Below are 26,683 nucleotides of genomic sequence, written 5' to 3'. Positions count from 1 at the left end.
GAGAGGGTGCTATGTATAGTCTTAATCAAAAAAATGCTCAGCATGAGTGCTTTCAGCATATAACAAAGGTACTGTACATATTATATTAATATGAAGACTTTTTAGACGTCGTCAGCTGTGTAGCGCAGCACTATTTCCAGGGTTTTTCTGATAACATCTGCCTGGACAACGTCAACTGTTGATTCCAGAGAACTAATCAGGCTTAAAATGATGTTTTTATTATTAACATTATCACCTGCCAGAATTACATTTGTTACCGCCTGTCCCAATACCACAGACTCATCTGCTAATAGCTCACCTGCATTATGGAAGTAACTTGATAAAGCTTTATCCGTCATTACACTGTGGACATTAATTTCATGAAGCATGGTAACCTCGCTTGTATAGTCTGGAAGATTATCTTTAATGTAATTTAGGGTTTTTGCTGGCACTGAAAGCACTCTCATCTCTGGTTTTATCCGGTTTTCTACTTATCTTCCCCGGATTAATGTTTGTAAAATCATTGATAACGCTGTCAATTAATTGCTTGCGTGTGCCATCTATTTCACTGGCCTGCATAAGTCGCAATTGCTTAATCACTGCGGCTAACGAAACGTCTGTATGCATTCGCAAAATTTCTAGCACAGCCAAACCTGTAATTTCATGTTTCAGGCGTTCACTATCAGTTTTCTTCATAACTCCTTCACTACTTACCCCTATAAGTAAGGGGTTTATTTTATTCAAAAAGCAGACCAATTAACGCATTGTAATGTTTCTGTTCTTTCTCCCCGGATGCTTTTTCAAGACGACACAGAAGCTTGGTGCAAAGTGATTTGCGGTTCAGATTTCGTCCATCCTTGAGTATCTCAGTGACGATTTCTCCCAATGTTTCCTGTTGAGTTGGCAGATGCGCCTTCGCAAAGTAACGAGAAATCGCGCTTGCAGTATCAGTGCGAACGGTATGCTGCTGCATGTCATGCTCCTGTAACAAAATGCTGGTGAATATTAAGTTTTATAACAGTAGCAAAGTTGTACCAAAAATGTGTACAACGCGAACCATCAATTTTTATCAAAAAGTGCTAAATCAATATAATCAGTAATTTAGATCAATGTCAAACTACATAAAATCAAATTCAGTTGTACAATCCACTTCGTTTAACGAATGAATTCGATCTTTTTAAGGGCCTTTGTTTGTAAAAATAAAGTTAGAATAATGTATTAAAATCAGGACATAAGCTGGTTTGTTTGATACTGTCCATATCTCTTCCCTTCCCTTGATCCCGGACTGTCCATGCTCACGACCATTATTTACCGTAGCCATCTACGTGATGACGCCCCCCTCAGAGCGCTTGAGGATATGGTGACAGCCGCAAATCTAAAAAACCGGCGATCCGATGTTACGGGAATTTTACTCTTTAATGGCCGCCACTTTTTCCAACTGCTTGAAGGACCTGAGGAGCAGGTAAAAGAGATTTATCGTTGTATATGTAACGACCCACGGCACCACAATATCGTTGAGCTGATGTGTGATTACGCGCCTGCGAGAAGATTCGGAAAGGTGGGAATGGAGTTATTTGATTTACAAAAACATGAACGCAATGACGTCCTGCAAGCGGTACTTAACAAGGGAACATCAAAATTTCAGCTCACCTATGATGACCGGGCATTACAGTTTTTCCGCACATTTGTCCTTGCGACGGAAAAATCGAGTTATTTTGAAATACCTGCGCCTGATTACTGGAGTTTTATTGCCGACAACTCTTGTACTCTCCTGGATGGAAGCACACTCCAGTCCAATATCGATTTCAGCTTTGCTTTTCAACCCATTATCGATCCTATGTCGCAGCGCGTCATTGCTCTGGAAGCACTTATTCGTGGTAGAGACGGTGAAACGCCCGCAACTTATTTTGGCAACTTAAATCCTGAAGAACTGTATACCGCGGATCTGCAGAGCAAAAAGACTGCTTTTGCAATGGCAAGCGCGCTGGGACTTAACGACAAAATGCTGTCAGTCAATCTGCTCCCCATGACCCTGGTAAACAAACCCGATGCAGTCAGCTTTCTGATAAACGAAATCGCGGCGCACGGACTGGTGCCTGAACAAATCATTGTAGAGTTTACCGAAAGCGAAGTTATATCGCGCTTTGATACGTTCGCGCAGGCCGTAAAGTCACTCAAGGCTGCGGGGATCTGTGTGGCGATAGATCATTTTGGGGCAGGTTTTGCCGGGCTTCAGCTTCTGTCTCGTTTTCAACCCGACCGAATTAAGATAAGCCGCGAGCTGATCACGGATGTGCATAAAAGTGGACCAAGACAGGCCATCATTCAGGCAATTATAAAATGCTGCACTTCACTGGAAATCATGATTTCCGCAGTCGGCGTTGAAAAACCTGAAGAGTGGATGTGGCTTGAGTCCGCAGGTATTGAAATCTTCCAGGGTAACCTTTTTGCACAAGCCTGCCTGAATGGTATTCCGTCTGTTGCATGGCCAGAGAAAAATGATTTCTCAGCGTCAAAATAACTAACGCATTGTTATAAATAAACAATCACCACAACCGCCCTCATGCTGAACATAAAAATTCAGCATTTACTCCCTGCGTGATAGTAAAGTAAATCTTAATTTTGCTAGAATCCTCTGTATGTTTTGTACAATTTGATGCATGTTGTACAAAGTAACAGGAACCGCATATCGGTGACGGAGAATCAGGAGTGTCCGGGGGAACTATGGCTTATTACAGCATTGGGGATGTCGCAGAACGTTGCGGGATAAATCCTGTCACCCTTCGGGCATGGCAACGACGTTACGGTTTACTCAAACCTCAACGCAGTGAAGGTGGCCACCGACTCTTTGATGAAGAAGATATTCAGCGTATTGAAGAAATAAAACGTTGGATTAGCAATGGCATACCTGTTGGGAAAGTTAAGGCATTGCTGGAAACCAGTACCCGTCAAGCTGACGACGACTGGAATCAATTACAAGAAGAGATGATGAGCATTCTTCGCATGGCGCATCCACCGAAGCTGCGAGCCAAAATTACTGCACTCGGTCGCGTTCACCCCGTAGATGCGCTGATCGATCACGTTTATCTTCCCGTACGTCAACGGCTGATACTTGACCATAATACATCCCGCATAATGAACAGCATGCTTGATGGCGCATTGATTGAATATGTTGCCACACTGCTGTCTGAAACGCGGCGCAAGTCAGGAAAGGATGCCCTCCTGATGGCCTGGGATGTTGAAGACAGAACCCGTCTGTGGCTCGAAGCCTGGCGCTTATCGCAATCTGGTTGGCATATTGCCGTTCTGGCTGAACCCATTGAATCGCCAAGACCTGAACTTTTCCCTGGGCAAACCCTTTTTGTCTGGACCGGTATTACGCCAACCCGCAGACAAAATGAACTGCTCCAACACTGGAATGAACAAGGTTATAAGGTCATCTTCCACAGCCCGTAACCTACACGTAATACGTGTAAGATAAATCATACAACTCTCATTTTTTGGCTGGTTATTTTGAGTACCACCCAAGGAATATGTTGCCCTCTATCCTCCTGACTTAACCCCAGCCATAGCATAAAAATAAAACAATATACTAACCCATTGGTATTATTTTTTTGCAGACGACATCACCTTTTTCCTAAGTAAAATTCATTAGATCAACTGGCGTACGTCTAATACTTATTCTAGGGTTAAATTATGTCTTCTTGTGCCACATTATTGTTTTTCTAAAGTAATAAATGTGGTTATTTGAAAAAGGTAAAGGATATGGCTCTAGTCTTAGACAAACGCTTAATTCTTTGTTGCTGCGCCTTTTCCATTATTTCTGTGGCAAATGCAGCAACCGTTAACGGAACATTTCAGGTGCTGATGACGATTCAAAAGGCCTGTACCGTAACTGCCGGTTCGGCTTCAAATATTACACTTGGTCCGGTGAATACCACGGCGACAAATACCAGTGCAAGCAACACTATTTCAATTAATTGCTCAAAAACCACGCCCTATTTTATCGGTCTGGCACCGTCGGCTGCCAATGGAGGGACGACAACAGGATCTGGCGCCATGTCCTCCGTAGCTAACGCTGCCACCAATACCGACAAAGTGCCCTATCAGCTAAATCGTACATCAGCAACAGGTCCGGTGTGGGGGAATACCGCCACCGACACCGCACCTGGAAATGGGGTAGCGGCGACGGGTACAGGTCTGGCGCAAACGTATACTGTTTATGCCACCGCACCGAGCGCCAACTTCACTCCTGACGACTATGCCGACACGGTAACGGTTAACGTTAACTACTAACTTCAGGAAGCCATATGAGAGTAAAACTGCCTGTAAAGCAGTGTGCCTGCGCATGCCTGCTAGGGATGGTTGCGAGCGTCAATCTTGCCACCGCCAGCGGACTGCAAATAGCCCCGGTCACGTTAACGTTGCAAGCGACGCAAAATGCCGATGGTATCTGGCTGAGTAACGCGGGTGAAAATGTGCTCAATGCCCAGGTTCGGGTTTTTCGCTGGAGTCAAAGCGCTTATGACGACAAACTCTCCCCCTCTCAGGGGCTGGTGATTAGCCCGCCGATGTTAGCATTAGCCCCTGGAGAACGACAGCTGATACGCGTTATTCGTACAAGCCCTCCCTCGGCACATGCCGAAGACGCTTATCGTTTGTCGATAGATGAGTTACCGCCTGCAAAAGTAGAAAAAAACAAGCTTCAGTTTGTGCTGCATTATTCTGTTCCCGTTTTCATTCAACCAACATCAGCGGCACAAACGCAGGCAAAACTGCAATGGAAATTACAGCAGCTGGATGGCAAAAAATTTATTGAAGTCAGTAATCAGGGAAATGGGCATGCACAGTTATCTGCTGCAACATTTATAAGCCCTGACGGTACTAAAAAAGTCATTACACCCGGACTATTAGGCTACGTTTTACCCGGATCAACAATGCGCTGGATAGTTTCCCCGTCAGCCAGGAATAATCATTACGGCGGGAAAGTTGAAGTCACAATCAATGGCCAAAAAACAGTACAAGATCTGTAACAGATCCTGGCTTCTGGTGAAATATTGCTTTCTCAATGGAGTATTAATATCGGGAATGGTTTGCGCACAAACGCTGAATAATAACCAGAACGAAAATGGTGTTATTAATAGCGCCTCGCAGATTACGGGAGTCGATTTGTATCTCGACGTCACCTTAAATGGGAATCCCGTTGGGCTGGTTCATTTTGGCTACGATAATGGAAAGCTTTATGCAGGAGCAGATACTCTGCGTAAAATGGGCTTTCGCTTTGCTCCAGACGCCACTAACGCCGTCTGCCTGAACGATATCCCCCAGCTAACCATTGACTACAACGTTCAGTTGCAAACGCTCTCGCTTACTGCGCCGCTCAGTTCACTCGATCTTGCGACCACGCAGCTTAACTCGCCCACCGAAACCGCGCCAACGGCAACAACATCACGCGGGGCGCTGCTCAATTATGATATCTATACGCAACAGGGGGATGAAAGCGCAATCAATACCTTCAGCGAAATTCGCGCCTTCAATGCGACCGGCGTGCTCAGCACCACTCAGTTGACGCAGTACTCTACCGAGGAATATGCCGATAACAGCGTTGAGCGCCTCGACACCAGCTGGCGTACGTCATTTCCTGATTCGATGTTGGCGTTAACCGTTGGCGATACCCTGACAAGTTCACTCATCTGGTCTCGACCGACGCGAATCGGCGGCATTCAGATAGGCACCGATTTTGGGTTACAGCCCTATATGCCAACCACCCCGCTTCCAGCATATCTGGGATCCGCGACGTTACCGTCAAACGTTGAGCTGTACGTCGACGGCGTCAGGTACTACAACGGAGAAGTCCCCGCAGGTAGCTTTCAGATCAACACAATGCCTAACATCAGCGGCGCGGGAACGGGTCAGGTGATGATGACAGATGCATTGGGCAGAACGAGCGTACAAAATTTCTCGTTCTACAACGATCAGCAACTCCTGCGGGAAGGATTAACCGCCTGGTCGGCAGAATTAGGCACGGTACGCGAAAATTATGGTTACTCCTCTTTTGATTATGCCAGCGCACCGGTATTGAGCGCTACGTGGCGTCGCGGGTTTAGCAATACGTTCACCGCCGGGACTCACGCGGAAACCAGCGATGGACTGATTAACGCGGGCTTCAGTAACGACTGGATCCCAGGAACCCGCAGCGGCACGTTTTCGACCTCACTTGCCGCAAGTACCGACTCAGGAAAGAACGGGTTTTTGTACAGTTTTGGTTACCGTTGGTCCGGCGAACGGTTTAATTTCAGTACCAGTACCACGGCAACTTCCGGCGATTATCGCGATGTCGCCACCCATTACGGTGAGCCGCCCCCCACGCTTAACAGCAACACGGTTATTGGTTATTCGCTGGAAGCAGCTGGAAATGTCAGCCTGAGCTATTTGCAGTTTCGATATCCACACGAAAATGCGGTGCGCTACGCCAATGCCAGCTGGTTTAAATCTCTCACCGACAACATCTCACTGAATGCCGGATTCAACCAGAACATTGACGACAACCGCGATCGTAGCCTCTATCTGATGGTAACCATCACGACCGACAACAATCTGAGCGCCAGCAGCACCCTACAACGTACCAACGACGAAACCGGTTACCAGCTCAACGCCAGCCTGACGCCCCCTGCCGACGGCGGCTGGGGCTGGAATCTGGCTGCCAGTCAGCAGGCTTCCCGGCAAAGTGGCCAGGGCGAAGTGGGATATCTGGGACGTTATGGTAAAGCGTACGCGGGATTCAGCCGTTTACCGGATAACCATTACGGTTATGCAGGCGCAACCGGATCGCTGGTGACCATGGGAGGCGGCCTGTTTGCAGCAAGAGAAATCAATAATGGTTTTGCCGTCGTCTCAACTGACGGCGTGCCTGATGTTCCGGTCAAATTGCAAAATAACCTGATTGGCCGCAGCGATGACCAGGGACTACTGTTGGTCACACCGCTTAACAGTTATCAAAAAAACCTGATCAGTATTGACCCGATGGATCTCCCTGCCAATATGCGGATCGCACGCGTTGAGACGAATGCCACGCCAGCCGATCGTTCCGGTACTTTGGTTAGCTTTGGCATCACCCCCGTCCACGCTGCGCAGATTATCCTCGTCGACAATCAGGGTAAGCCAATTCCTGAAGGCAGCATGGCTTACGCCATCAACGGAAAAGGACAATCGTCTGTCGTTGGCTTTGATGGAATGACATGGTTCGACACCCTGGAGCAGCACAACACGCTGCGCGTTGATACGGACACCGGTAGTTGTCGCGTGCAATTTGACTATCCCGCGTCAGCAAAGGGGATTGTGCAAATAGGTCCACTGGTTTGTCGCCCACACTAACAGGAGTGCGTTCATGAGGTTAAGACATCTGCTACTCATCGCTGCCGTACTTTTTTATCCGGCAATTAGCCATGCGGTAACCTGTTCGGTGAGCAATGTGCAAGCCATAAATTTAGGTTCGGTCAATCCACTGTCTGCGACAGGCGCAACGTCATCAATGACGTTCAGTTACACTTGCACCAAAGAGCTTGGTGACGTGCTGGCAGGGATCAATCTCTGTTTTAATATTGGCGCCTCGGCCGTCAGTGGCCAGGTGACACCGCGAAATATGTCATTAAGCGGAAACCCCGCCAGAACGCTGGCATACCAGCTTTACCAGGATAGCGGGCGCACCAAAGTCTGGGGCAGCCAGTATCAGTCGGGAACCACTTTTCCGATGGTACAGCTTAACCTGCTGAATCTGACGCCAGTGACGGGTTCACTCACGGTATCGGCGCAGATCGTCACGCCACAAATCGCCGCCGTCCCCGGAAACTATCAGGATAGCTATACGGCGGCGACAGCCCTTGTCACCCTTAATCCTGGATTGCTTTTCCCACCGACCACCTGTGGTGATACCGTTGCCGCCAGGTTTCCTTTCACCGTCACAGCTGCTGTCAGCAAACAGTGTAATATCACCTCCGCGACTAACATCAGCTTTGCCCCCACCAGCGGAACGGGTCGTAATCTCACGGCGTCAAACACCGTTGGCGTAGCATGCTCTAATAACACCCCTTACACCATCGGACTTCAACCCTCCAACGGCAATACGGCAGGCAGCGGCGTGATGGCAGGCTCGGGGTCAAATACGGATAAAGTCCCCTACCAGCTTAGTTCGACGCCAGGTCCTTCCGGTATGGTGTGGGGCAATACATCGCTCAATACCGTTGCGGGCAACGGTACGGGGACAACGACTACCTACCCGGTTTACGCCACCGTTCCCAGCGCAAACTACACGCCAGACAACTATGCCGATACTGTCACCATCGCAGTGACCTACTGACGCCCAGCTTAACAGCAATAAAGCAAACACATTTTATTATCATATTATTTACTTTTAGAGGTGCGTCATAAATCTGACAAATTGCGATTTTTACAATTTATGCATATTAAACTACACAAACCGCAAAACAACCGCGATAACAGCCAAAACAAAGAATAACTATTCACCACCAAGCCAAAACCCACACTACTCATACTGATAATCCGTGTTAGCCAGACAGGCTGTTCTATGAAAAAAATGTTAAATTTAGGTTTATATGGTGAGATTCACTGTATACCACGGCCAAATTAAGAGCATATTACTTTTAAAACTAAGGTTTATCATGGATAAGTTATCTTACGCTTCAGATAGCAGCACATCTGCCTGGAATACCTACCTGCAACAAATCGAGCGTGTGGCCCCTTACCTGGGCGAACTTTCCCATTGGGTGGATACCCTGCGCCACCCAAAACGCGCGCTGATTGTCGATATCCCGGTGCAGATGGATGACGGCACTATCCGTCATTTTGAAGGGTATCGCGTGCAACATAACCTCTCCCGCGGTCCGGGCAAAGGCGGTGTGCGTTATCATCCTGATGTTGATCTTAATGAAGTGATGGCCCTGTCTGCATGGATGACCATCAAATGCGCAGCGTTGAACCTGCCGTACGGCGGAGCCAAAGGCGGTGTGCGCGTCGATCCATTCTCACTGTCTGAAGGTGAACTGGAGCGTTTAACCCGCCGTTATACCAGCGAAATCGGCATTATCATTGGGCCGCAGAAAGACATTCCTGCGCCGGATGTAGGTACGAACGGAAAAGTCATGGCCTGGATGATGGATACCTACTCCATGAACCACGGCACCACCGTGACCAGTGTGGTCACCGGTAAACCTATTCACCTCGGCGGCTCGTTAGGCCGTGATAAAGCCACCGGTCGCGGCGTTTTCGTCAGCGGTCTGGAAGTCGCGCGTCGTGCGAACATTGAAGTTGAAGGCGCTCGCGTGGCGGTACAAGGTTTCGGTAACGTCGGCAGCGAAGCCGCCCGCCTGTTCGCCGCAGCGGGTGCGCGTGTCGTCGCTATTCAGGATCACACCGCAACGCTGTTTAACTCCACGGGTATCGACATGACCGCGCTGTCTGCCTGGCAGTTGGAGCACAAACAGATTGCCGGTTTCCCAGGCGCTGAAACCATCGCCAGCGAAGCCTTCTGGAGCGTGGAGATGGATATCCTGATCCCTGCCGCGCTGGAAGGACAGATTACCCGTCAGCGTGCAGAAATACTGACCTGCAAACTGGTACTTGAGGGCGCTAACGGCCCGACTTACCCGGATGCCGATGATATGCTGGCAAGCCGCGGTATCATCGTGGTACCTGACGTCGTATGTAACGCAGGCGGCGTAACCGTCAGCTACTTCGAATGGGTCCAGGACATGGCAAGCTTCTTCTGGAGTGAAGAAGAGATCAATAATCGCATGGACAAAATCATGACTGATGCAACGGTGCACGTATGGGAAAAAGCAGCTGAGAAATCCTGCTCCCTGCGTACCGCAGCCTACATTGTTGCCTGCGAACGCATTCTGCTGGCACGTAAAGATCGCGGAATTTATCCGGGCTAATACGACGGCAGATATGCCAACGTTTTTGACCGACGATAAACGCCAGTCGTGAGTTACGCCAATAATGCTGCATTATTTGTGGCATTATTGGCGTGTAGTAGCCTGATTCATCTGCCCCGCTTTCTGCGTTTTACTTACCCAATATCTGCGCATTTTGTTAGCCAATAAACATTAAATTCCATCGCTGCAACCATAATTTGCGTTAAGAACCCATAGCAACGCATTATTGGTTGCAATGTCTACTACCAATATTACGCCCCCCATATATATTGACGAACCGATTAAAAATCCCGAATAATTGTCGAATTATGGCATTCTGGCTGCAGGGAAAGTTGCCTGACACAGTGCAATTAGATCGGGCCGGGAAAACTCAGCGAATAACCACGTGAGAATATAATGGTCGATCATTCATCTGCTTCTGAGCACAACGATTTTACTCGTTGCCTGTCTCTTTTCGACAGCGCGTTTCCACAAATTTTATCCCTGCTGGGTATGCCAGCCCCCACGCAACTTTCGCCTGATACGTTTTATTATTCACTTGATAAAGCCCGAGAGAGATTGGGCAACTGGAGCAGTGTAGCGGCCCGGTTTAACTATAATGAGCAGGAAATGGCGAGCTTTCTTGCGGCATTACGCACCTTGAACAAATGGCTCGGCAGAAATACAGATGGCCAGCCTGCCGACAGAAATCTGACCATTGCCGCGTTGCGTTTTTTGTGGCAGCTCGAATATTTGCGAGAAAAACAGCCTCAATTAACTTATTCAACGACGCTGCATAACGAAGGCGAAGAAAAGCAGTTACGTAGTTTGCAGCAGGTACGAGCATTAGAGCTGACCATTCGTAGTTTAATTAATGAAGCGTACAATAACCAACAAGCCCTACTTGAGCACCTAAACAAACTATTTGGTCAGGAACGTGTAAAAAAATGGCTCAACGTTGCCGATCGTGATGACGTATTGAGCGGTACCCTTTTCAGTGAACTCGCCTCACTATTTATTGATAAAGACGAATATCCCATCCACTACTCTCCACTTTATCAATATACCCCTTTGCTCAGCTTTGTTAACGATAAACGTAGAACACTGAATACCTTTCTTGACGATATTCGCGTAATTCGCAACCGTCTGGCGCATCATAAGCGGGTAACCTCCGTCCAAACAACATTGATGAATTACTATTACCAAGAAATTACTGAGCCGGTACAGGAGGCCTTCGACGAAGGCCGGGTAAAAGTTAACCCTGATCGCTTTTTTGATGACAGCAATGCTGAGGTTGCTCACTATTTCGAACAGACAGCCCAAAAAATTGAAGATCTCGGCGGTGACGTTCAGGAAATAAAGGATGATCTGGTGGCTCAGGCTCAGGATATTGGAAAAATCAAAATTGATACGCGCATCATTCGCAATCGAGTAGCCTGGGTGCTGGGCGGTATCGTCGTCATTATTGTTGGCTCAGTACTGACTTTCGGAACCTCAACCAAGACGCTGGTGAATACGGAGTCCATCCGTAGCGATCTCGGGGAAGTGGGTAAAACGGTTGCTGGGGCGAAAAAAGAAACCAGTAACGATCCGCGTAAAGAACTGGCGAATATCGGCATTGCCTGGGATGAAAAAAATCTTCGCGCCGCTATCGATCGCGGTGATACCCAGGTTGTCAATCTGTTTCTTGCCGGAGGCATGCGCTGGAAACTGTATTATGCCGAAGCCGCATTACAGGAAGATCGCCAGGAAACGTTGAATGCCCTATTACAATCAGCGTCGTTGATGGATGAAAAAAACGGCTGCCTCAGAATGGCCGGTAAATTACGTCAGCAAGCGGACCACAATGGCACGCTGACCCCCATACAGATTCGTTATTTAAAAACATTCTGTTCTTCTGCCAAGGATGTTCAGGGTATTAAAGCGGAACTGGACAGAGCGCTTAATTTTGAGAAAGCCCAGAAAAAAGCTTACGATGAAGAAATGGCCAAAAATGAACCTGCAGGTCGCTGTGAGCGCCGTCTGATGGCCGATAATGCGCGTGAGTTACTGGCTGACGCGGCGCAATTTTCACTGCAAAGACCGACCACTTATTCACTCCATGATGTGTTATTGAAAGAACTGAATACGCGTCTGATGTTCGGCACACTCAACGAGGCAGAGTTAAAAAGCCTGGTTAAGAACTACTGCGTAAAACAAGAAAACCATGAACCCAATATTGCGATTGGCGATAACTGGAGTCGCTCACAACGGGTCATTTATAACGTAGTCAAATAATGAGCGATCCAACAACACATTCATCGAAAGAGAATTATATGTTCGCATTCAATAATGCATGGCCGCTGTTTACTTTCGAGTTCAATCCGTCGCAGCGTGATGCACCGGCAGGCAGCCTACTGATCGGATTGGGCGACGGCAATGATACGGAAAGCCAAAAGGGTGTCGCGCTCAATAACAAAGGATACCGTGCAGGTCACTACAATTCGGTGAGTGAACTGGTGGCAAATGCCGACGATCGTCAATGGTCTATATGGCGCAGTAAACTCTCAAGTGTCCAGGGAATACAACGAATCGTTATCGAAGATTTCTCTCTGGATACCTGTTTTACGCTGTTGCTGTTTTTGAACCATCTCGATGCCGCTGGTTCGCTGTCGCTATCAACACATCCGTGGCTGGAATACGTCACCGCATGGGAAAGCGGTATTTATCTGGACGGTGATGATACAACTCGTTCTGCCGCTTGCTTGTTATCCGCACTCGCGCATAGCAGCCTGTGCGAGCAATCCATGGATGATACTGCCGTTGTTCGCCACAACATGCTGGCCTGCCTTCGCCTGTTGAGCGATATGATGATAGCCAACCCAGACCCCACCGCAGGCATTATGCCCATGCACACGCAATGTTATGCAAGTGCGGTCGCAAGTCTGGCGTATGAGCAACAGATTTACCAACACGTTATCAAGCGTTCGGTTACCTGCCAACTCCTGCTGGATCTCGGCACAGGCCGGCGGCAAACGGTGGTTGATGCACTGTTTATTACCGAAACGCTCCCCTCTGGTATGTTGAAAATTCTCGCGCGGTGCGATAAAGAACGCAGTTGGACGCACAATGGATTTGGGTTGCTGGCCATTTATCGACCGCGAGAAGTGGGTACGGGAAATGATATCGTTATTTCGCTCAACCCGATTCAGGGGACACGCCTTGATGCCCTGTGGTCCGCTCTGGAACAACGTGAAGATGTGGCCTGGCAAGGGCTACGCCCGCACGATACTCCGCGTTTTCTCGAAAGCTATCGCCTGGCCGGAAGCGATAAATTGATCCCAGGCGCACCGAACCAACCCTGGTACGACGATCAAGGCAGAATGACGCTAATTGCGGCACCGAAGCAGCTTGCGCCCGGAGAGCCCGGCTCGAAACTGACCTGGCAAAAAGACGTTTTGCCCGCAATCTGGGAAAATTATTTTACCCGTTATCTTGATAACGCCATTGTGCCAATAGCTTTACCCGAACTTGATTGCCGCACAAAAGGTAAATGCATTCGTGTCTATCAGCATCGCATCCCGGAGGGTGGTGATATTACGATCGTCCCGCTGATGCGAATGATCGATACCCCCACCTTTCATGCCTGGCTGGCAGCACAGAGCGATAGCACGCGCGTCGTTAGGAGTCCTGCGGATCTCCCCCCCACCAGCGAGTACCACTGCCAATGGTACAGCAATATTCTGGTTATCGCTCACCGTCATGGCGTCACAATCTTCTGTCGCGAAGAAGAGGATAAACATCTGGCGATACTGATTAAAGCGGCCATTTCTGTAGCGGATGTAAGCCATGAGTATGAAAATTTTCTGGCGAACTCTGCCCAACAGATTGAACAGTGGCTCAAGGATCTGCTCGAGTCGCAGCAAAAACACAACCGAAAGGGAAAAATTCGTCGTCTATCTGACTGGTCCGAAATGATGCTGGAAACCAAAGCCCAGGCGCTAAAAGCCATGAATAAAGGTGCTTTAGTCGGCAACGATGCCCTACATAACCAGCTGAGTGAAGATCTCTCTCGGCAGTGGGGATTGTCTGAGCAACGTCAGGAGCTCATGACGCAGATAGAGCAATTGGATCAGCTCATGCGCCAGGCTATTAGTCAGCGTCAGGAAAAACGCCAACGTATTTACGGCGCACTGTTTTCTGCTTTAGCACTCGGCGCGGCGGCTAACCATATTTGGGAACCGATTAAAGAGATAAAAACAACAAACCTTTATGAATGGCAACTCATGCTATTCAAAGAGCAGCCAGCCCCGGCAATGGACAAGTTACAGACGATTGCTGCAGATGCCGCACGATATGAAGTCTATACCCTGGCTATTCTGCTAATTTTTGGTTTTATTGGTTTTATCTTGTTCTGGTTTTTCGATTTTAATGGCAAAGAAGAGTAAGGAATAACGTTTTACTCATGATGCCGTCAGCATAAACTTTGCCGCATCTCTCACTTCCGCTGTTTTATGCACCACCACGTTTCAATATGGAACATTAAAAGATGCCAATGTTCCGTATTGAAACACCAATCACATCAATTTTCTTTTGACTACCCGTGTGCAAAATTACCTTATCGGCAGCGAGCGGTCGCCGTGACGTTGAACCAACCGATACCCTACATCAGATGCCTGCCCGAATTTGGCAGCCATCCAGGACTGTCTGCGGAGCATAAATAATGAAAAAATTGATCAACCGTGTTGAAGACGTACTGAATGAACAACTCGCCGGACTGGCGAAAGCGTATCCTTCCCTGGCACTGCATCAGGATCCGGTATATGTCACCCGCGCAGATGCGCCGGTGATGGGCAAAGTGGCTCTGCTTTCCGGTGGCGGCAGCGGACACGAACCTATGCACTGCGGCTACATTGGTCAGGGCATGCTCTCTGGCGCCTGTCCAGGTGAGATTTTTACCTCACCCACGCCGGATAAAATGTTCGAATGCGCCATGCAAATTGACGGTGGCGAAGGCGTGCTGCTGATAATCAAAAATTACACCGGCGACATTCTTAATTTCGAAACCGCCACCGAGCTGCTGCATGAAAGCGGTGTCAAAGTCACCACAATGGTGGTGGATGACGACGTGGCGGTGAAAGACAGTTTGTATACCGCCGGTCGACGTGGCGTGGCGAATACCGTATTGATCGAAAAACTGGTCGGCGCGGCCGCCGAACGCGGTGATTCGCTGGAAGCCTGTGCGGCGTTGGGCCGTAAGCTGAATAACCTGGGCCACTCCATTGGCATAGCCATTGGCGCCTGTACCGTTCCAGCCGCCGGACAACCGTCGTTCACGCTGCAGGATAACGAAATGGAGTTTGGCGTAGGTATCCACGGGGAACCGGGCATTGACCGTCGCCCCTTCACCTCTCTCGATCAGACCGTTGATGAAATGTTCGATACCCTGCTGGAAAACGGTAACTACAGCCGTACACTCCGCCACTGGGACAACGTCCAGGGCGCGTGGCAGGAAGGTAAAGAAAGCAAGCGTGCGTTACAAAGTGGCGATCGCGTTATTGCGCTGGTCAATAATCTCGGCGCGACGCCGTTGTCTGAACTCTTCGGCGTGTATAACCGCCTGGAAAGCCGTTGTCAGGATGCAGGCATCGTCATTGAGCGCAACCTGATCGGTTCTTACTGTACCTCTCTGGATATGACCGGTTTCTCGATCACCCTGTTACAGGTAGATGACGAAACGCTGAGCTTATGGGATGCACCGGTTCACACCCCTGCCCTCAACTGGGGTAAATAAGGAGATTCATGATGTCCCTCAACAGAACGCAAATTGTTAACTGGCTCTATCGTTGCGGCGAGATCTTCACCACAGAAAGTGATTTTCTCACCGGACTTGACCGGGAGATCGGCGATGCCGACCACGGTCTGAACATGCATCGTGGTTTCAGCAAAGTCGTTGAAAAGCTGCCGTCCATCGCAGACAAAGACATCGGCTTTATTTTGAAAAACACCGGTATGGTGCTGCTCTCAAGCGTCGGCGGGGCCAGTGGACCGCTGTTTGGCACCTTTTTTATTCGCGCCGCCCAGGTGACTCAGGCTCATCAAAGCCTGACGCTTGAAGAGCTGTATCAAATGATGCGTGATGGCGCAGAAGGTGTGATTAGCCGCGGTAAGGCTGAACCTGGCGACAAAACCATGTGCGACGTCTGGCTACCGGTTGTCGAATCCTTACGTCAGTCCTGCGAGCAAAAGTTAAGCGTACAGGCAGCGCTGGAAGCGGCAAGCCAGCAAGCGGAAGCCGCAGCGCAAAGCACCATCACCATGCAGGCTCGCAAAGGCCGTGCCAGCTATCTTGGTGAGCGCAGTATTGGGCATCAGGATCCCGGCGCAACGTCGGTCATGTTTATGATGCAAATGCTAGCTCAGGCGTCCAGAGAGTAAGGATAAAGCGATGGTAAACCTGGTTATTGTTTCTCACAGCGCCCAACTGGGCGAAGGCGTCGGTGCGCTGGCCCGGCAGATGTTAATGGGCGGTGATTGCAAAATCGCCATTGCCGCAGGCATTGATGATCCTGAGAATCCGATTGGCACCGATCCGATCAAGGTGATGGAAGCCATCGAGTCCGTGGCCGATACGGACCACGTGCTGGTGATGATGGATATCGGTAGTGCATTACTGAGTGCGGAAACCGCGCTGGAACTGCTCGACCCTGGCATTGCCACCAAAGTGCGTTTGTGCGCAGCACCACTGGTTGAAGGCACACTGGCCGCGACGGTTAGCGCCGCCGCGGGTGCTGATATCGATCGGGTCATCCGTGATGCCATGAACGCCCTCGACGCCAAATGTGAGCAACTGGGTTTACCTTCGCCATCCGCAGCGAAACCCACATCTGCTGCACTGTCTCCCGATGCAGATGCCCGTTCTGTTGCCATTGTGGTGAAAAACCCTAACGGCATCCACGTTCGTCCGGCTTCGCGGCTGGTTTCCGCGTTGTCTGGTTTTAACGCCGACATGTGGCTGGAGAAAAACGGCAAGTGTGTGGTTCCTGATAGCCTGAATCAGATAGCTCTGCTGCAGGTACGCTGTAATGACACGCTGCGCCTGATTGCCAAAGGCGAACAGGCAGAGGATGCGCTGGCCGCATTTAAACAGCTGGCAGCGGATAATTTTGGTGAATCGCTCGAGTCCGCTAATGCTGATAACAAGGCAACTCAGGCTCCCTCAAAAGTCACGGGGACGGCATTCTGTCACACGCCGTTCTCGCCCGAGGTAAACCCGCAGCCAGCCGCATCACTCCAGGCTGAGCAACAGCGATTACAGACCGCCATCCAAAGTACGCTGAACGATCTGAGCGAACTCACTGCACTTGCTGAAGGACGATATTCCGCAGATATCGCCGCCATCTTCTCCGGTCACCATACGCTGTTGGACGATCCTGAACTGTTTGAAATGGCCTGCGATGTAATGCGCGAAAAGCAGTGCAGCGCCGCCTGGGCCTGGCATCAGGTGCTGAGCGATCTCAGCCAGCAGTATTTACAGCTCGATGATCCTTATCTGCAGGCGCGATACATTGATATTGAAGATTTGCTGTCCCGTTCACTGCAGCACTTGACGGGAGAGAGCGCACAAATTCCCGCGTTCTTGCGCCCAACTATCCTGGTCGCTGATGTCATTTATCCGTCTACGGTACTGCAACTCGATCCGAAGACCATCAAAGGTATCTGCCTGCGGGACGGCAGCGAAGCCTCGCATCCGGCGATTATCGCTCGTGAAATGGGTCTGTGCTGGATGTGTCAGCAAGGCGCGGCTCTCGATAGCATCAAGATGGGCGATACTCTGACCATTGACTGTGTCACACAGCGGATAACCCGCGCAAACTGATACCGAAGCACACCCTTTCCAACAAAGGGTGTGCTTCTTCTCTATTCGCGTCGGGAAATGTCTGTTTATTCGCAAAATGGGGAGCCGATCACGCGCAACGGTCATTCCTGAACTAAGGTTTTCTCATGGTAAATGCCGCTACTTCGGCACGCCGCTAAGGAGATTAACCGATGATAACGCCAGCAACTCGCCATCCTGGCCTGCTCTCTGTTGCAATAAAACTGACGCTCGCAAGCACCTTTTTTGCCCTTTCCTCTTTTACCGTCAACGCCGAGGACGCACCAGCCGCTACGCCTGCGCCGCCTGATATTCTGCTTGGCCCCCTGTTTAACGATGTACAAACAGCCAAACTGTTTCCTGACCAGAAAACCTTTGCGGACGCGGTGCCAAACAGCGATCCATTAATGATCCTTGCCGATTACCGGATGCAGAAAAACCAGTCCGGATTCGACTTACGTCATTTTGTCGAGGTGAATTTTACGTTACCGAAAGACGGCGAGAAATACGTGCCCCCGGTCGGGCAATCATTACGCGAACATATCGATGGCCTGTGGCCGGTACTCACCCGTTCGACAACCGACGCTGAAAAATGGGATTCGCTGCTGCCGCTCCCGGAACCGTATGTGGTACCTGGCGGGCGTTTTCGCGAAATATATTATTGGGACAGCTATTTCACCATGCTGGGGCTTGCCGAGAGCAATCACTGGGATAAGGTCTCGGACATGGTGGCAAACTTCGCTTACGAGATTGATTCCTGGGGACACATTCCTAACGGTAACCGCACCTACTACCTGAGCCGTTCGCAACCGCCGTTCTTTGCCTTTATGGTTGAACTACTGGCGCAGCACGACGGGAATGACGCGCTGAAAAAATACCTCCCGCAGATGCTCAAAGAGTACAGCTACTGGATGGAGGGCGTCGAAACACTCCAGCCCGGTCAGCAAAATAAGCGCGTAGTTAAACTGGATGACGGCACCATTTTGAACCGCTACTGGGATGAGCGCGATTCGCCTCGGCCAGAGTCCTGGGTAGAGGATATTGCCACCGCTAAAAGCAACCCAAACCGCCCGGCCACAGAAATCTACCGCGACCTGCGTTCAGCTGCCGCGTCCGGCTGGGATTTTAGTTCCCGCTGGATGGACAATCCTAATCAGCTGGGCACTCTGCGCACCACCAGCATCGTTCCGGTCGATCTCAATGCGCTGATGTACAAAATGGAAAAAATGATCTCCCTCGCCAGCAAGACTGCTGGTGATGATGCCAAAGCGGCGCAGTACGATGGCTTCGCTAATGCCCGACAAAAAGGGATCGAGAAGTACCTATGGAACGACAAAGAAGGCTGGTATGCCGACTACGATCTGAAAAGCCACAAAGTACGCAACCAGCTCACGGCTGCCGCCCTGTTCCCGCTATATGTCAATGCAGCGGCAAAAGATCGCGCCAGTAAAGTCGCCACGGCCACCCAGGCACATCTGCTGCAACCGGGCGGCCTTGCTACCACGTCGGTGAAAAGCGGCCAGCAGTGGGATGCCCCCAATGGCTGGGCCCCGCTCCAGTGGGTAGCAGCATCCGGGTTACAGAATTACGGTCAGGATACTATCGCCATGGACGTGACCTGGCGATTCCTCACCAATGTTCAACACACCTACGATCGCGAGAAAAAGCTGGTTGAGAAGTATGACGTGAGCACCACTGGAACCGGCGGTGGCGGCGGTGAGTATCCGTTGCAGGATGGTTTCGGCTGGACCAACGGCGTAACGCTGAAAATGCTCGACCTGATTTGCGCCAAAGAAAAGCCCTGTGACAACGTACCCGCATCACGACCTACACCGGCAAGTACAGCGCCAGTCGAGTCTAAAAAACAGACTCAACCGACGCCATAACATCATAGCCTGAGCCGTTTTACTTCCTGAATCCGCGCTTCGTCGCGGATTTTTCTTTCTTATATTTCCCCCTTCCAGCTGTCTCTATGGCCTCTAGCCCTTATGGGGTATCCGGGGTTTTCATCCGTGAGAAATTGATTCTGAACATGTTTTTATTCGCTATATATGTAAATATATAGCGATTTTGTAACCTTCAGGATAACAATAATGCCACTGACAAGACGGATGTTTGCCCAACTCGTGGCATCTGCACTGCTGCTACGCCATCTTCCCGCGTTTGCTCAAACCTCGCTGACTGTGGCCATTGGAGACTCTCCGAAGCCAGAAACGACCCAACGCGTGGTCAGCGCGGGCGCGCCTGCTGACATGCTGCTGCTGGCCGTCGCACCGGAAAAACTGGTGGGGCTTTCCTCCTTTGATTTCTCTCGCCAGACCGCCATCCCGTTTAACGATAACATTCGGACTTTGCCGAAACTCGGCAGGCTGGCGGGGCGTGCCAGCACGCTCTCGCTTGAAGCACTCCTGGCGCTTAAACCTGACCTGGTTATTGACTGCGGTAATGCCGATGAAACCTGGCTTTCTCAGGCCAGACAAGTGAGCACACAAACACAGATTCCCTGGCTGCTGATTAACGGCGAATTGCGCCATACCCCAGAACAGTTGCGCGCAGTCGGTGAAGTATTGGGCGTCGTCTCGCGAACCGCAATGCAGGCCGCGCTGGCCCGTCGATTTATCGATGATGCAATAGCTTTCTCGCATTCACCCGCGGCGAATCTGCGTTTTTATGCCGCGCGCGGTGCCAGAGGACTGGAGACTGGTTTACAAGGTTCTCTGCATACCGAAGCAGCAGAACTATTGGGGTTGCACAATGTGGCGCACATCCCCGGACGACAGGGGCTCACACAGGTCTCAATGGAAAATCTGCTCAGCTGGCAGCCGGATATTATCCTGGTGCAGGATGCTGTGACAGCGCAGTTCCTACGAGAAGATCCGGTCTGGCAAGGGGTCAAAGCGGTTGCTGACCGGCGCATTCTGTTTCTCAGCGGTCTGCCGTTTGGCTGGCTGGATGCACCACCCGGCATCAACCGTTTACTGGGGTTACGCCGCCTGCACGCCTGGCTTGATCCACAGGTTGAAGCGAGCTTTAAAACCGATATGCAGCGCTACAGTGAATTGTTCTGGCACACCACGCTAAGCGACGCACAGTATCAAAGGTTGGTGGCAGTCTGATGAAAACATCAACCCTCGGTTTTCTGATGATTGCTGCGGTGGTGCTTTGCGCGAGCGTCGCCGCGGTATCAGGCGCGTATCGCCTGGATGCACAACAGGTTTTAAATCTCGTGACCGGTGCAGATGGCGTTCCAATGCAGGACAAAATCGTCTTCTGGCAAATCCGCCTGCCACGCATACTGGCTGCATTGCTGCTCGGCGCGGCGCTGGCGGGCGCAGGAACCACCTATCAGGGCATGTTCCGCAACCCGCTGGTCTCGCCGGATATTCTCGGCGTGGCGGCGGGTGCGGGTTTAGGTGCCTGTTTAGCAATCCTGTTAGGTTTACCGATCCTGTTTATTCAGCTGTATGCGTTCATAGGCGGTTTATTCGTGGTCGCCGGTGTCTGGTTAATTACCCGGCGAGTCAAGCGACACGACCCGGTGTTAACACTGGTGCTGGTCGGGATTGCGCTGGGTACGGTATGCGGTGCGGGAATTTCACTCATCAAAACGCTGGCCGACCCGTATACCCAACTCCCCTCTATCACTTTCTGGCTGCTTGGCGGTTTATCGACGATCACGCTGCACGACCTGTGGTTCTCGGCACCGCTGATCTTCGCAGGACTGGTCCCGCTATTGCTGCTGCGCTGGCGCATGAACCTGCTCACCCTGTCGGATGATGAAGCACGATCGCTTGGGATCAACGTCTCGCGATTGCGGCTGGGACTGATCGTCTGCGCAACGTTAATCACCGCCTGTACCGTTGCCATCGCGGGCATTATCGGCTGGATTGGGCTGGTTGTGCCGCACATCGGCAGACTCCTCAGTGGCAATAACCACCAGCAGTTGCTACCAGTTTCCATGGGGATCGGCGCCATTTTGCTGCTGCTCACCGATACTCTTGCCCGCACGCTGAGCAGCACAGAAATCCCGCTGGGGATCCTGACGGCATTTATTGGCGCACCGTTCTTTTTGCTGCTTTTGCTACGGGGAAATCGCCCATGACGCTTCTGACCGTCCGCCATGCGTCGTTGGGATACCACAGTCACCAGCCCGTGTTACGCGATGTCTCATTTCAGGTTTCGCCCGGCTCCGTCTGTTGTCTGATTGGGGCCAACGGCAGTGGAAAAACCACCCTGATGCGCACCATTCTCGGCGTTCTTTCGCCGCTTCACGGTGACATTCTGCTTGATGGCGTCGCCATAAATCATCTCAGCGATCGGCAACGCGCCGCCGCTATTGCCTGGGTTCCTCAGGCACATGACGGCGCGTTTGCCTTCACTGCGCTGGACATGGTGATGATGGGGCTGGCCCCGCAATTGGCGGCATTTGCGGTTCCCGGCGCTAAAGAGCGTGAAAATGCGCACCAGCAGATGACGATGCTGGGAATCTCTCACCTGGCGCCCCGACGCTGGAACACGCTGAGCGGCGGAGAGCGGCAACTGGTGTTAATTGCCCGCGCGCTGGCGCAGCGTCCGCGTCTTTTGTTGCTGGATGAACCCGCTTCCAGCCTGGATTTTGGGCATCAAATCCGTCTGCTCGACACGCTAGTGACGCTGAAAAGCTCGGGTATGGCCCTGCTGATGTCGACCCATCATCCGTTGCACGCCCGGGCAATCGCCGACAGCGTGGTACGCGTTGAACCGGATGGCGAAGTGTCACAAGGACTTCCTGAACATCAGCTCGCCACCGATCGCCTGGCGGAACTGTATCGCGTTACACCGTCACAAATCGCTCACCATCTCTTTGGCTCACATAACTAAGGAATAAGAATGCTCATTGACGACATTGATTTTGCCGATCTTTACCGTAAACAGTTACAGCTGGCGAACAGAACCGAGAAAAAGCCGGAGCACTGGGATAAACGTGCGGAAAAAATGGCGGAAAATTGCGCCTCATTAACCGACAGCTATCTGCTGCAACTGATGGGGAAAATCGACCTGAAAGGGGCGGAGTCGCTGTTTGACATGGGTTGCGGTCCCGGTACCGTCTCGCTGGCGCTGGCTAAAAAGATGCCAATAATTTACGGCGTAGATTACAGCCAGGGCATGCTAAGCGTAGCTGCCCGCCGCGCTGCGCAAATGAACGCCCGTCACGTGCAGTGGGTGCAGCGGGCCTGGGAGGAACACTGGGATGATTTACCCCAGTGCGATATCGCCGTCGCCTCGCGCTCTACGCTGGTTGCCGATATGCGCCAGTCGATGACCAAACTGAATAATCAGGCCCGACTGCGGGTTTACACCACTCATCTCGTCAGTTCATCTTTCGTTTCCCCCACCATTCAGCGTGCACTGGGCCGCGAAGTGATTGAGCTTCCCAACTATATCTATGCGCTTAATGTCCTGTATCAGATGGGGATCCACGCGCATGTTGATTTTATCCGCGGACCCAACTGCCAGCAGGACAACAGCACCTGGACGCGTTTTCTGGAAAACGTGCGCTGGAGTATGGGTGAACTGAGCGCCGACGAGGTCGAACGTCTGGAAACCTGGTATCAACAGCAGGATCCACGCACGATTGCCCCCGCCAGCCGTGACTGGGCGCTTATCTGGTGGGACAGCGTGCCGCGGGAGGCGCTGCGATGATCTACTTTTCGCAGGCGCAAACCGACGCGCTGCTGCTGGAAGATATTCAGGGCGGCGACCTGACTACCCGCGCGTTGGGGATCGGCGCACAGCCGGGCGTTATGGCGTTTTACCATCGCCAGGGCGGGTGCGTTAGCGGCACCGCCGTTGCCAGGCAAATGCTCGCCTCATTAGGGCTGACCATCAGCGACATGGTTGCCGATGGTGAACAGGTAAGTGCAGGACAGCGATTGATTTGCGCACATGGGAATGCGGCGGCACTGCACCAGGGCTGGAAAGCGGTACAAAATGTCCTGGAATGGAGCTGCGGGGTTTCGGGCTATCTTGAGTGCATGTTGAGCCAACTGCGCCAACGCTATCCTGATGGGCAGATTGCCTGTACCCGAAAAGCCATTCCCGGCACGCGTTTGTTGGCGACTCAAGCAATACTCGCCGCGGGAGGCATTATCCATCGCGGAGGATGCGCCGAAACGGTACTGCTGTTTGCTAATCACCGCCATTTTCTTACCAATCCAAACGACTGGACAGGCGCGATTGCGCGCTTACGCAGCCATGCGCCAGAAAAAAAGATCGTGGTTGAAGCAGATACGCCAGATGAGGCATTAGCCGCGCTACGCGCCGCGCCCGATGTCCTGCAACTCGACAAATTTACCCCTGAGCAAGCAACAGAAATTGTCTGCCAGGCCCCTTCTCTGGCCCCCCATTGTACGCTGGCGCTGACTGGCGGCATTACCCTCGCCTCGCTGGCGAGTTATCTCGACTGTGGCATCAGACTTTTCATCACTTCCGCGCCTTACTACGCTCCGCCCGCGGATATCAAAGTTAGCCTGAGCCCGGACGCACGTGGCATATAACATTAATAAATGGACTAAAAATAATGAATTTCAACAAAAGTTGTCTTTACACAGCCCTGTCGTTTGCTTTCGCGCACAGTGCTTTTGCTGGGCAGGAAAGCGAAACCATGACCGTCTGGTCAAGTCCGGCCTCCGCCGCAACCACTACGGTTCTCGGCCAGGAAACGATGCAGCAACTGGATAAGCAAAACGTGGCGCAAGCACTGAGCGTTGTTCCCGGCGTCGTGCTGCAAAAGTCAGGCAACCGCAATGAACAGCAGGTGAAAGTCCGCGGTTTTGACAGCCGTCAGGTTCCCGTCTATTTTGACGGCGTGCCGGTATATATCCCCTATGATGGCAACCTCGATTTAGGCCGTTTTCTGACCTCCGATATCGCTTCGGTTGAAGTCTCCAAAGGCTACTCGTCGCTGTTACAAGGGCCGAACCAGATGGGCGGTGCCATCAATATCACCACCCAAAAGCCCACCAAACCGATTGAAGGCAGCATTGGCTATCGCCAGGGCTGGAGTCGTAGCAAAGACAATGCCCACGATATGCACGCTTCATTTGGCGCCAGCAACGATCTCGGCTACATCCAGCTCAGCGGCAGTCAGTTGAAGCAGGATTTCCTTGGCTTACCGCACGGCGTGGACAATCCTATTGCGGGCAGCAACGGCAAGATGATTAACTCCTCCGCCGATGACAAACGCGGCATCGTGAAGCTGGGCTTTACTCCACGTGGTAATGACGAATATGTGCTGACCTATATTAATCAGGACGGTGAAAAAGATAACCCGCCGTACGCTGGGACCAGCAGTCAGAAATCACGCTACTGGCAATGGCCACAGTACGATAAAGAGAGCTATTACTATCAGGGCACCACCCATCTGGGCGATCGTTTCACACTAAAAAGCCGTCTGTATCGCGATACCTTTGAAAATACGCTGATGATGTACAACTCACTTGCTGATCTGAAAAACAAGAAAGGCAACTACAGTCATTATTCAGACTATAGCGATGGCGCTGGTCTACAGCTCGCTGCGGATATGCGTGAAAACGACTTGCTCTCTTTCGCCGTGAACTGGAAAGATGATGTTCACCGCGAGAAAGGCGCTCCGAATGCGGCTTACGATCGCTACGAAGACCGCACCTGGTCCGTTGCCAGCGAATACCAGTGGGCAGCGGCGGATAACGTCGATGTAGTAGCTGGAATAAGCTATGACTGGCGCGACAGTCTGGAAGGCATGAAGCACGAAAAAAATGGTAGCGTCACCCACTATGATGACAACAATCAGTCGGCCTTCAACTGGCAGATGATGACCAAATATCACTTTGAAAATTCAGACACATTAGCGCTGTCCTACTCTGACAGAACACGTTTCCCGACTTTGAAAGAGCGCTACACCACCTCGAAACCGGCCTATAACCAGGTGGCGCTGGTCAATCCGCAGCTTAAACCGGAACGCGCCCGCAGCGTGGATCTGACCTGGAATGGTTCACTTGGCAAAGACTGGGGATTCGAAGCCAGCGTCTATTACAACCGCATCAGCGATGCCATTCTTTCACACAATATTGATGCCGATACCATCCAGAATCAGAACAGCGGCCGGGTGGATTACACCGGTCTGGATGCAGGCGTTAAAGGTAAAGTCTTTGATATGCTGGATGTTGGGCTGAGCTATGGCCTGATTCATGCGGACGTCAAACGCAGCGACATCGGCAAAATAACCGATTTGCCGACGCAAACCCTCACCGCATGGATGACGCTGAAACCGTGGGATCCGCTGAGCATTACGCTGTCTGAAGAGGCCCGCTCATCGAGCTATAGCAATAGCGACGGCTCGCAGAAAGCCGCAGGTTTCGCCATTACCCATTTACGCGCAGACTACGCCATCGGTCACGGGTTTAGCGTCAACGCTTCGGTCAATAACCTGTTCGATACACAATACGTGTACAGCGAAGGATTTATCGAAGAAGGCCGTAATTACTGGGCGGGGATTGAGTATCAGTTCTGACTTAGCGACATAGAGAAACGGCCCCCACAGGGGCCGTTCGATTAATCTCGCCGTACAAGCCGGAAGACACCCAGCACAACAATCGCGCCGACCACGGCCACCAGGAAGCTATGGAGATTAAATCCGCTGACATCGCCGCCAATACCAAACATCGTTGCCAACCATCCACCGACCACAGCACCGACAATACCGAGAATACCGGTCAGGATAAACCCACCGCCATCACGCCCCGGCATAATCAGTTTGGCGATAACCCCCGCAATCAGACCAAAAATAATCCAGGCAATAATTCCCATTTTCAGGCCCTCTTTCCAGTGAACGCACGCGCAAGACATTCCTGCGCCAGCACTTAAAGTATAGGCAAGCCATCGCGACATGCTTTTATCA

23 protein-coding genes are annotated in these 26,683 nt (G+C 51.3%); 19 read left to right on the top strand and 4 right to left on the bottom strand.

Annotated elements, in window-relative coordinates; translation table 11 throughout:
* Positions 1–101: 101 nt before the first annotated feature.
* Genes GHC22_RS10430 through ycgZ form a run of 3 tightly spaced genes read right to left on the bottom strand, consistent with a single transcriptional unit; the run spans position 102 to position 952 of the window.
* Positions 102–368 carry a biofilm development regulator YmgB/AriR family protein gene (locus GHC22_RS10430; protein ID WP_008784990.1) on the bottom strand — a complete coding sequence of 89 codons (267 nt, stop codon included), beginning with the start codon at positions 366–368 and terminating at the stop codon, positions 102–104.
* 34 nt (positions 369–402) lie between these two features.
* Positions 403–675, bottom strand: a complete 273-nt coding sequence (locus tag GHC22_RS10425) for a hypothetical protein (RefSeq protein WP_008784991.1) — start codon at positions 673–675, stop codon at positions 403–405.
* 40 nt (positions 676–715) lie between these two features.
* Positions 716–952, bottom strand: a complete 237-nt coding sequence (gene ycgZ / locus GHC22_RS10420; RefSeq protein WP_003833500.1) for a regulatory protein YcgZ — start codon at positions 950–952, stop codon at positions 716–718.
* A gap of 318 nt (positions 953–1,270) precedes the next feature.
* On the opposite strand from ycgZ, the gene GHC22_RS10415 reads away from it, so the two are divergent.
* The 19 genes from GHC22_RS10415 to GHC22_RS10325 all read left to right on the top strand — a co-directional run bounded on the left by GHC22_RS10415 (position 1,271) and on the right by GHC22_RS10325 (position 26,296).
* On the top strand, positions 1,271–2,500 hold the full coding sequence (locus GHC22_RS10415; protein WP_111465468.1) for a diguanylate phosphodiesterase: 1,230 nt from the start codon (positions 1,271–1,273) through the stop codon (positions 2,498–2,500).
* A 203-nt stretch (positions 2,501–2,703) separates the two neighbouring features.
* Positions 2,704–3,435 carry a MerR family transcriptional regulator gene (locus GHC22_RS10410; RefSeq protein WP_008784993.1) on the top strand — a complete coding sequence of 244 codons (732 nt, stop codon included), beginning with the start codon at positions 2,704–2,706 and terminating at the stop codon, positions 3,433–3,435.
* A gap of 309 nt (positions 3,436–3,744) precedes the next feature.
* A complete protein-coding gene (locus GHC22_RS10405) occupies positions 3,745–4,275 on the top strand; it encodes a spore coat protein U domain-containing protein (protein WP_003833507.1) in 531 nt (176 codons plus the stop codon).
* A 14-nt stretch (positions 4,276–4,289) separates the two neighbouring features.
* On the top strand, positions 4,290–5,012 hold the full coding sequence (locus GHC22_RS10400) for a molecular chaperone (protein WP_003833508.1): 723 nt from the start codon (positions 4,290–4,292) through the stop codon (positions 5,010–5,012).
* Between the two features lie 55 nt (positions 5,013–5,067).
* Positions 5,068–7,353 carry a fimbria/pilus outer membrane usher protein gene (locus tag GHC22_RS10395; RefSeq protein WP_153752868.1) on the top strand — a complete coding sequence of 762 codons (2,286 nt, stop codon included), beginning with the start codon at positions 5,068–5,070 and terminating at the stop codon, positions 7,351–7,353.
* Positions 7,354–7,366: 13 nt separating this feature from the next.
* The gene (locus GHC22_RS10390; protein ID WP_153752866.1) at positions 7,367–8,335 is read left to right on the top strand and encodes a spore coat protein U domain-containing protein; all 969 of its coding nucleotides are present in this window, start codon (positions 7,367–7,369) and stop codon (positions 8,333–8,335) included.
* 322 nt (positions 8,336–8,657) lie between these two features.
* Positions 8,658–9,932 (top strand): Glu/Leu/Phe/Val dehydrogenase, encoded by a 1,275-nt coding sequence (locus GHC22_RS10385; protein ID WP_153752864.1) that lies wholly within the window; start codon positions 8,658–8,660, stop codon positions 9,930–9,932.
* A 396-nt stretch (positions 9,933–10,328) separates the two neighbouring features.
* Positions 10,329–12,188, top strand: coding sequence for an STY4199 family HEPN domain-containing protein (locus GHC22_RS10380; RefSeq protein WP_133158641.1), 1,860 nt, complete (start codon positions 10,329–10,331; stop codon positions 12,186–12,188).
* A 38-nt stretch (positions 12,189–12,226) separates the two neighbouring features.
* A complete protein-coding gene (locus GHC22_RS10375) occupies positions 12,227–14,338 on the top strand; it encodes a hypothetical protein (RefSeq protein WP_103014325.1) in 2,112 nt (703 codons plus the stop codon).
* A 275-nt stretch (positions 14,339–14,613) separates the two neighbouring features.
* Positions 14,614–15,684, top strand: a complete 1,071-nt coding sequence (gene dhaK, locus GHC22_RS10370; protein ID WP_008784998.1) for a dihydroxyacetone kinase subunit DhaK — start codon at positions 14,614–14,616, stop codon at positions 15,682–15,684.
* 11 nt (positions 15,685–15,695) lie between these two features.
* Complete coding sequence (gene dhaL, locus GHC22_RS10365) at positions 15,696–16,328, top strand: dihydroxyacetone kinase subunit DhaL (RefSeq protein ID WP_020996617.1); 633 nt, start codon at positions 15,696–15,698, stop codon at positions 16,326–16,328.
* A gap of 10 nt (positions 16,329–16,338) precedes the next feature.
* Complete coding sequence (gene dhaM, locus GHC22_RS10360; RefSeq protein WP_153752862.1) at positions 16,339–17,769, top strand: dihydroxyacetone kinase phosphoryl donor subunit DhaM; 1,431 nt, start codon at positions 16,339–16,341, stop codon at positions 17,767–17,769.
* Between the two features lie 170 nt (positions 17,770–17,939).
* Positions 17,940–19,652 (top strand): alpha,alpha-trehalase, encoded by a 1,713-nt coding sequence (locus GHC22_RS10355; protein ID WP_153752860.1) that lies wholly within the window; start codon positions 17,940–17,942, stop codon positions 19,650–19,652.
* A gap of 207 nt (positions 19,653–19,859) precedes the next feature.
* Positions 19,860–20,882 (top strand): ABC transporter substrate-binding protein, encoded by a 1,023-nt coding sequence (locus GHC22_RS10350; protein WP_008785002.1) that lies wholly within the window; start codon positions 19,860–19,862, stop codon positions 20,880–20,882.
* Between the two features lie 26 nt (positions 20,883–20,908).
* Positions 20,909–21,868 (top strand): FecCD family ABC transporter permease, encoded by a 960-nt coding sequence (locus GHC22_RS10345; RefSeq protein WP_370458819.1) that lies wholly within the window; start codon positions 20,909–20,911, stop codon positions 21,866–21,868.
* Positions 21,865–22,626 (top strand): ABC transporter ATP-binding protein, encoded by a 762-nt coding sequence (locus GHC22_RS10340; protein ID WP_153752856.1) that lies wholly within the window; start codon positions 21,865–21,867, stop codon positions 22,624–22,626. Before GHC22_RS10345 ends, GHC22_RS10340 begins: the two co-directional genes overlap by 4 nt.
* A gap of 9 nt (positions 22,627–22,635) precedes the next feature.
* Positions 22,636–23,448, top strand: a complete 813-nt coding sequence (locus tag GHC22_RS10335; protein ID WP_153752854.1) for a class I SAM-dependent methyltransferase — start codon at positions 22,636–22,638, stop codon at positions 23,446–23,448.
* Positions 23,445–24,302 (top strand): ModD protein, encoded by an 858-nt coding sequence (modD, locus tag GHC22_RS10330; protein WP_153752852.1) that lies wholly within the window; start codon positions 23,445–23,447, stop codon positions 24,300–24,302. Before GHC22_RS10335 ends, modD begins: the two co-directional genes overlap by 4 nt.
* A 23-nt stretch (positions 24,303–24,325) precedes the next feature.
* Positions 24,326–26,296, top strand: coding sequence for a TonB-dependent siderophore receptor (locus tag GHC22_RS10325; RefSeq protein ID WP_060682086.1), 1,971 nt, complete (start codon positions 24,326–24,328; stop codon positions 26,294–26,296).
* A gap of 41 nt (positions 26,297–26,337) precedes the next feature.
* Here GHC22_RS10325 and GHC22_RS10320 read toward each other — a convergent pair whose 3' ends face one another.
* Complete coding sequence (locus GHC22_RS10320) at positions 26,338–26,592, bottom strand: GlsB/YeaQ/YmgE family stress response membrane protein (protein WP_153753974.1); 255 nt, start codon at positions 26,590–26,592, stop codon at positions 26,338–26,340.
* Positions 26,593–26,683 lie beyond the last annotated feature (91 nt).

It is taken from the genome of Citrobacter sp. H12-3-2 (assembly GCF_009649895.1).
GTDB classification, from domain to species: Bacteria; Pseudomonadota; Gammaproteobacteria; order Enterobacterales; family Enterobacteriaceae; genus Citrobacter; species Citrobacter portucalensis.
This window is presented reverse-complemented; position numbering and strand designations above follow the sequence as displayed.

Coding starts and splice junctions, on each gene's coding strand:
- GHC22_RS10425 (WP_008784991.1), bottom strand. CDS start 675: ATGAAGAAAACTGATAGTGAACGCCTGAAACATGAAATTACAGGTTTG.
- GHC22_RS10320 (WP_153753974.1), bottom strand. CDS start 26,592: ATGGGAATTATTGCCTGGATTATTTTTGGTCTGATTGCGGGGGTTATC.
- GHC22_RS10390 (WP_153752866.1), top strand. CDS start 7,367: ATGAGGTTAAGACATCTGCTACTCATCGCTGCCGTACTTTTTTATCCG.
- GHC22_RS10395 (WP_153752868.1), top strand. CDS start 5,068: ATGGTTTGCGCACAAACGCTGAATAATAACCAGAACGAAAATGGTGTT.
- GHC22_RS10400 (WP_003833508.1), top strand. CDS start 4,290: ATGAGAGTAAAACTGCCTGTAAAGCAGTGTGCCTGCGCATGCCTGCTA.
- GHC22_RS10415 (WP_111465468.1), top strand. CDS start 1,271: ATGCTCACGACCATTATTTACCGTAGCCATCTACGTGATGACGCCCCC.
- ycgZ (WP_003833500.1), bottom strand. CDS start 952: ATGCAGCAGCATACCGTTCGCACTGATACTGCAAGCGCGATTTCTCGT.
- GHC22_RS10410 (WP_008784993.1), top strand. CDS start 2,704: ATGGCTTATTACAGCATTGGGGATGTCGCAGAACGTTGCGGGATAAAT.
- GHC22_RS10355 (WP_153752860.1), top strand. CDS start 17,940: ATGATAACGCCAGCAACTCGCCATCCTGGCCTGCTCTCTGTTGCAATA.
- GHC22_RS10405 (WP_003833507.1), top strand. CDS start 3,745: ATGGCTCTAGTCTTAGACAAACGCTTAATTCTTTGTTGCTGCGCCTTT.
- GHC22_RS10325 (WP_060682086.1), top strand. CDS start 24,326: ATGAATTTCAACAAAAGTTGTCTTTACACAGCCCTGTCGTTTGCTTTC.
- GHC22_RS10430 (WP_008784990.1), bottom strand. CDS start 368: ATGCTTCATGAAATTAATGTCCACAGTGTAATGACGGATAAAGCTTTA.
- GHC22_RS10335 (WP_153752854.1), top strand. CDS start 22,636: ATGCTCATTGACGACATTGATTTTGCCGATCTTTACCGTAAACAGTTA.
- GHC22_RS10350 (WP_008785002.1), top strand. CDS start 19,860: ATGCCACTGACAAGACGGATGTTTGCCCAACTCGTGGCATCTGCACTG.
- GHC22_RS10385 (WP_153752864.1), top strand. CDS start 8,658: ATGGATAAGTTATCTTACGCTTCAGATAGCAGCACATCTGCCTGGAAT.
- GHC22_RS10340 (WP_153752856.1), top strand. CDS start 21,865: ATGACGCTTCTGACCGTCCGCCATGCGTCGTTGGGATACCACAGTCAC.
- dhaL (WP_020996617.1), top strand. CDS start 15,696: ATGTCCCTCAACAGAACGCAAATTGTTAACTGGCTCTATCGTTGCGGC.
- GHC22_RS10345 (WP_370458819.1), top strand. CDS start 20,909: ATGATTGCTGCGGTGGTGCTTTGCGCGAGCGTCGCCGCGGTATCAGGC.
- dhaK (WP_008784998.1), top strand. CDS start 14,614: ATGAAAAAATTGATCAACCGTGTTGAAGACGTACTGAATGAACAACTC.
- modD (WP_153752852.1), top strand. CDS start 23,445: ATGATCTACTTTTCGCAGGCGCAAACCGACGCGCTGCTGCTGGAAGAT.
- GHC22_RS10375 (WP_103014325.1), top strand. CDS start 12,227: ATGTTCGCATTCAATAATGCATGGCCGCTGTTTACTTTCGAGTTCAAT.
- dhaM (WP_153752862.1), top strand. CDS start 16,339: ATGGTAAACCTGGTTATTGTTTCTCACAGCGCCCAACTGGGCGAAGGC.
- GHC22_RS10380 (WP_133158641.1), top strand. CDS start 10,329: ATGGTCGATCATTCATCTGCTTCTGAGCACAACGATTTTACTCGTTGC.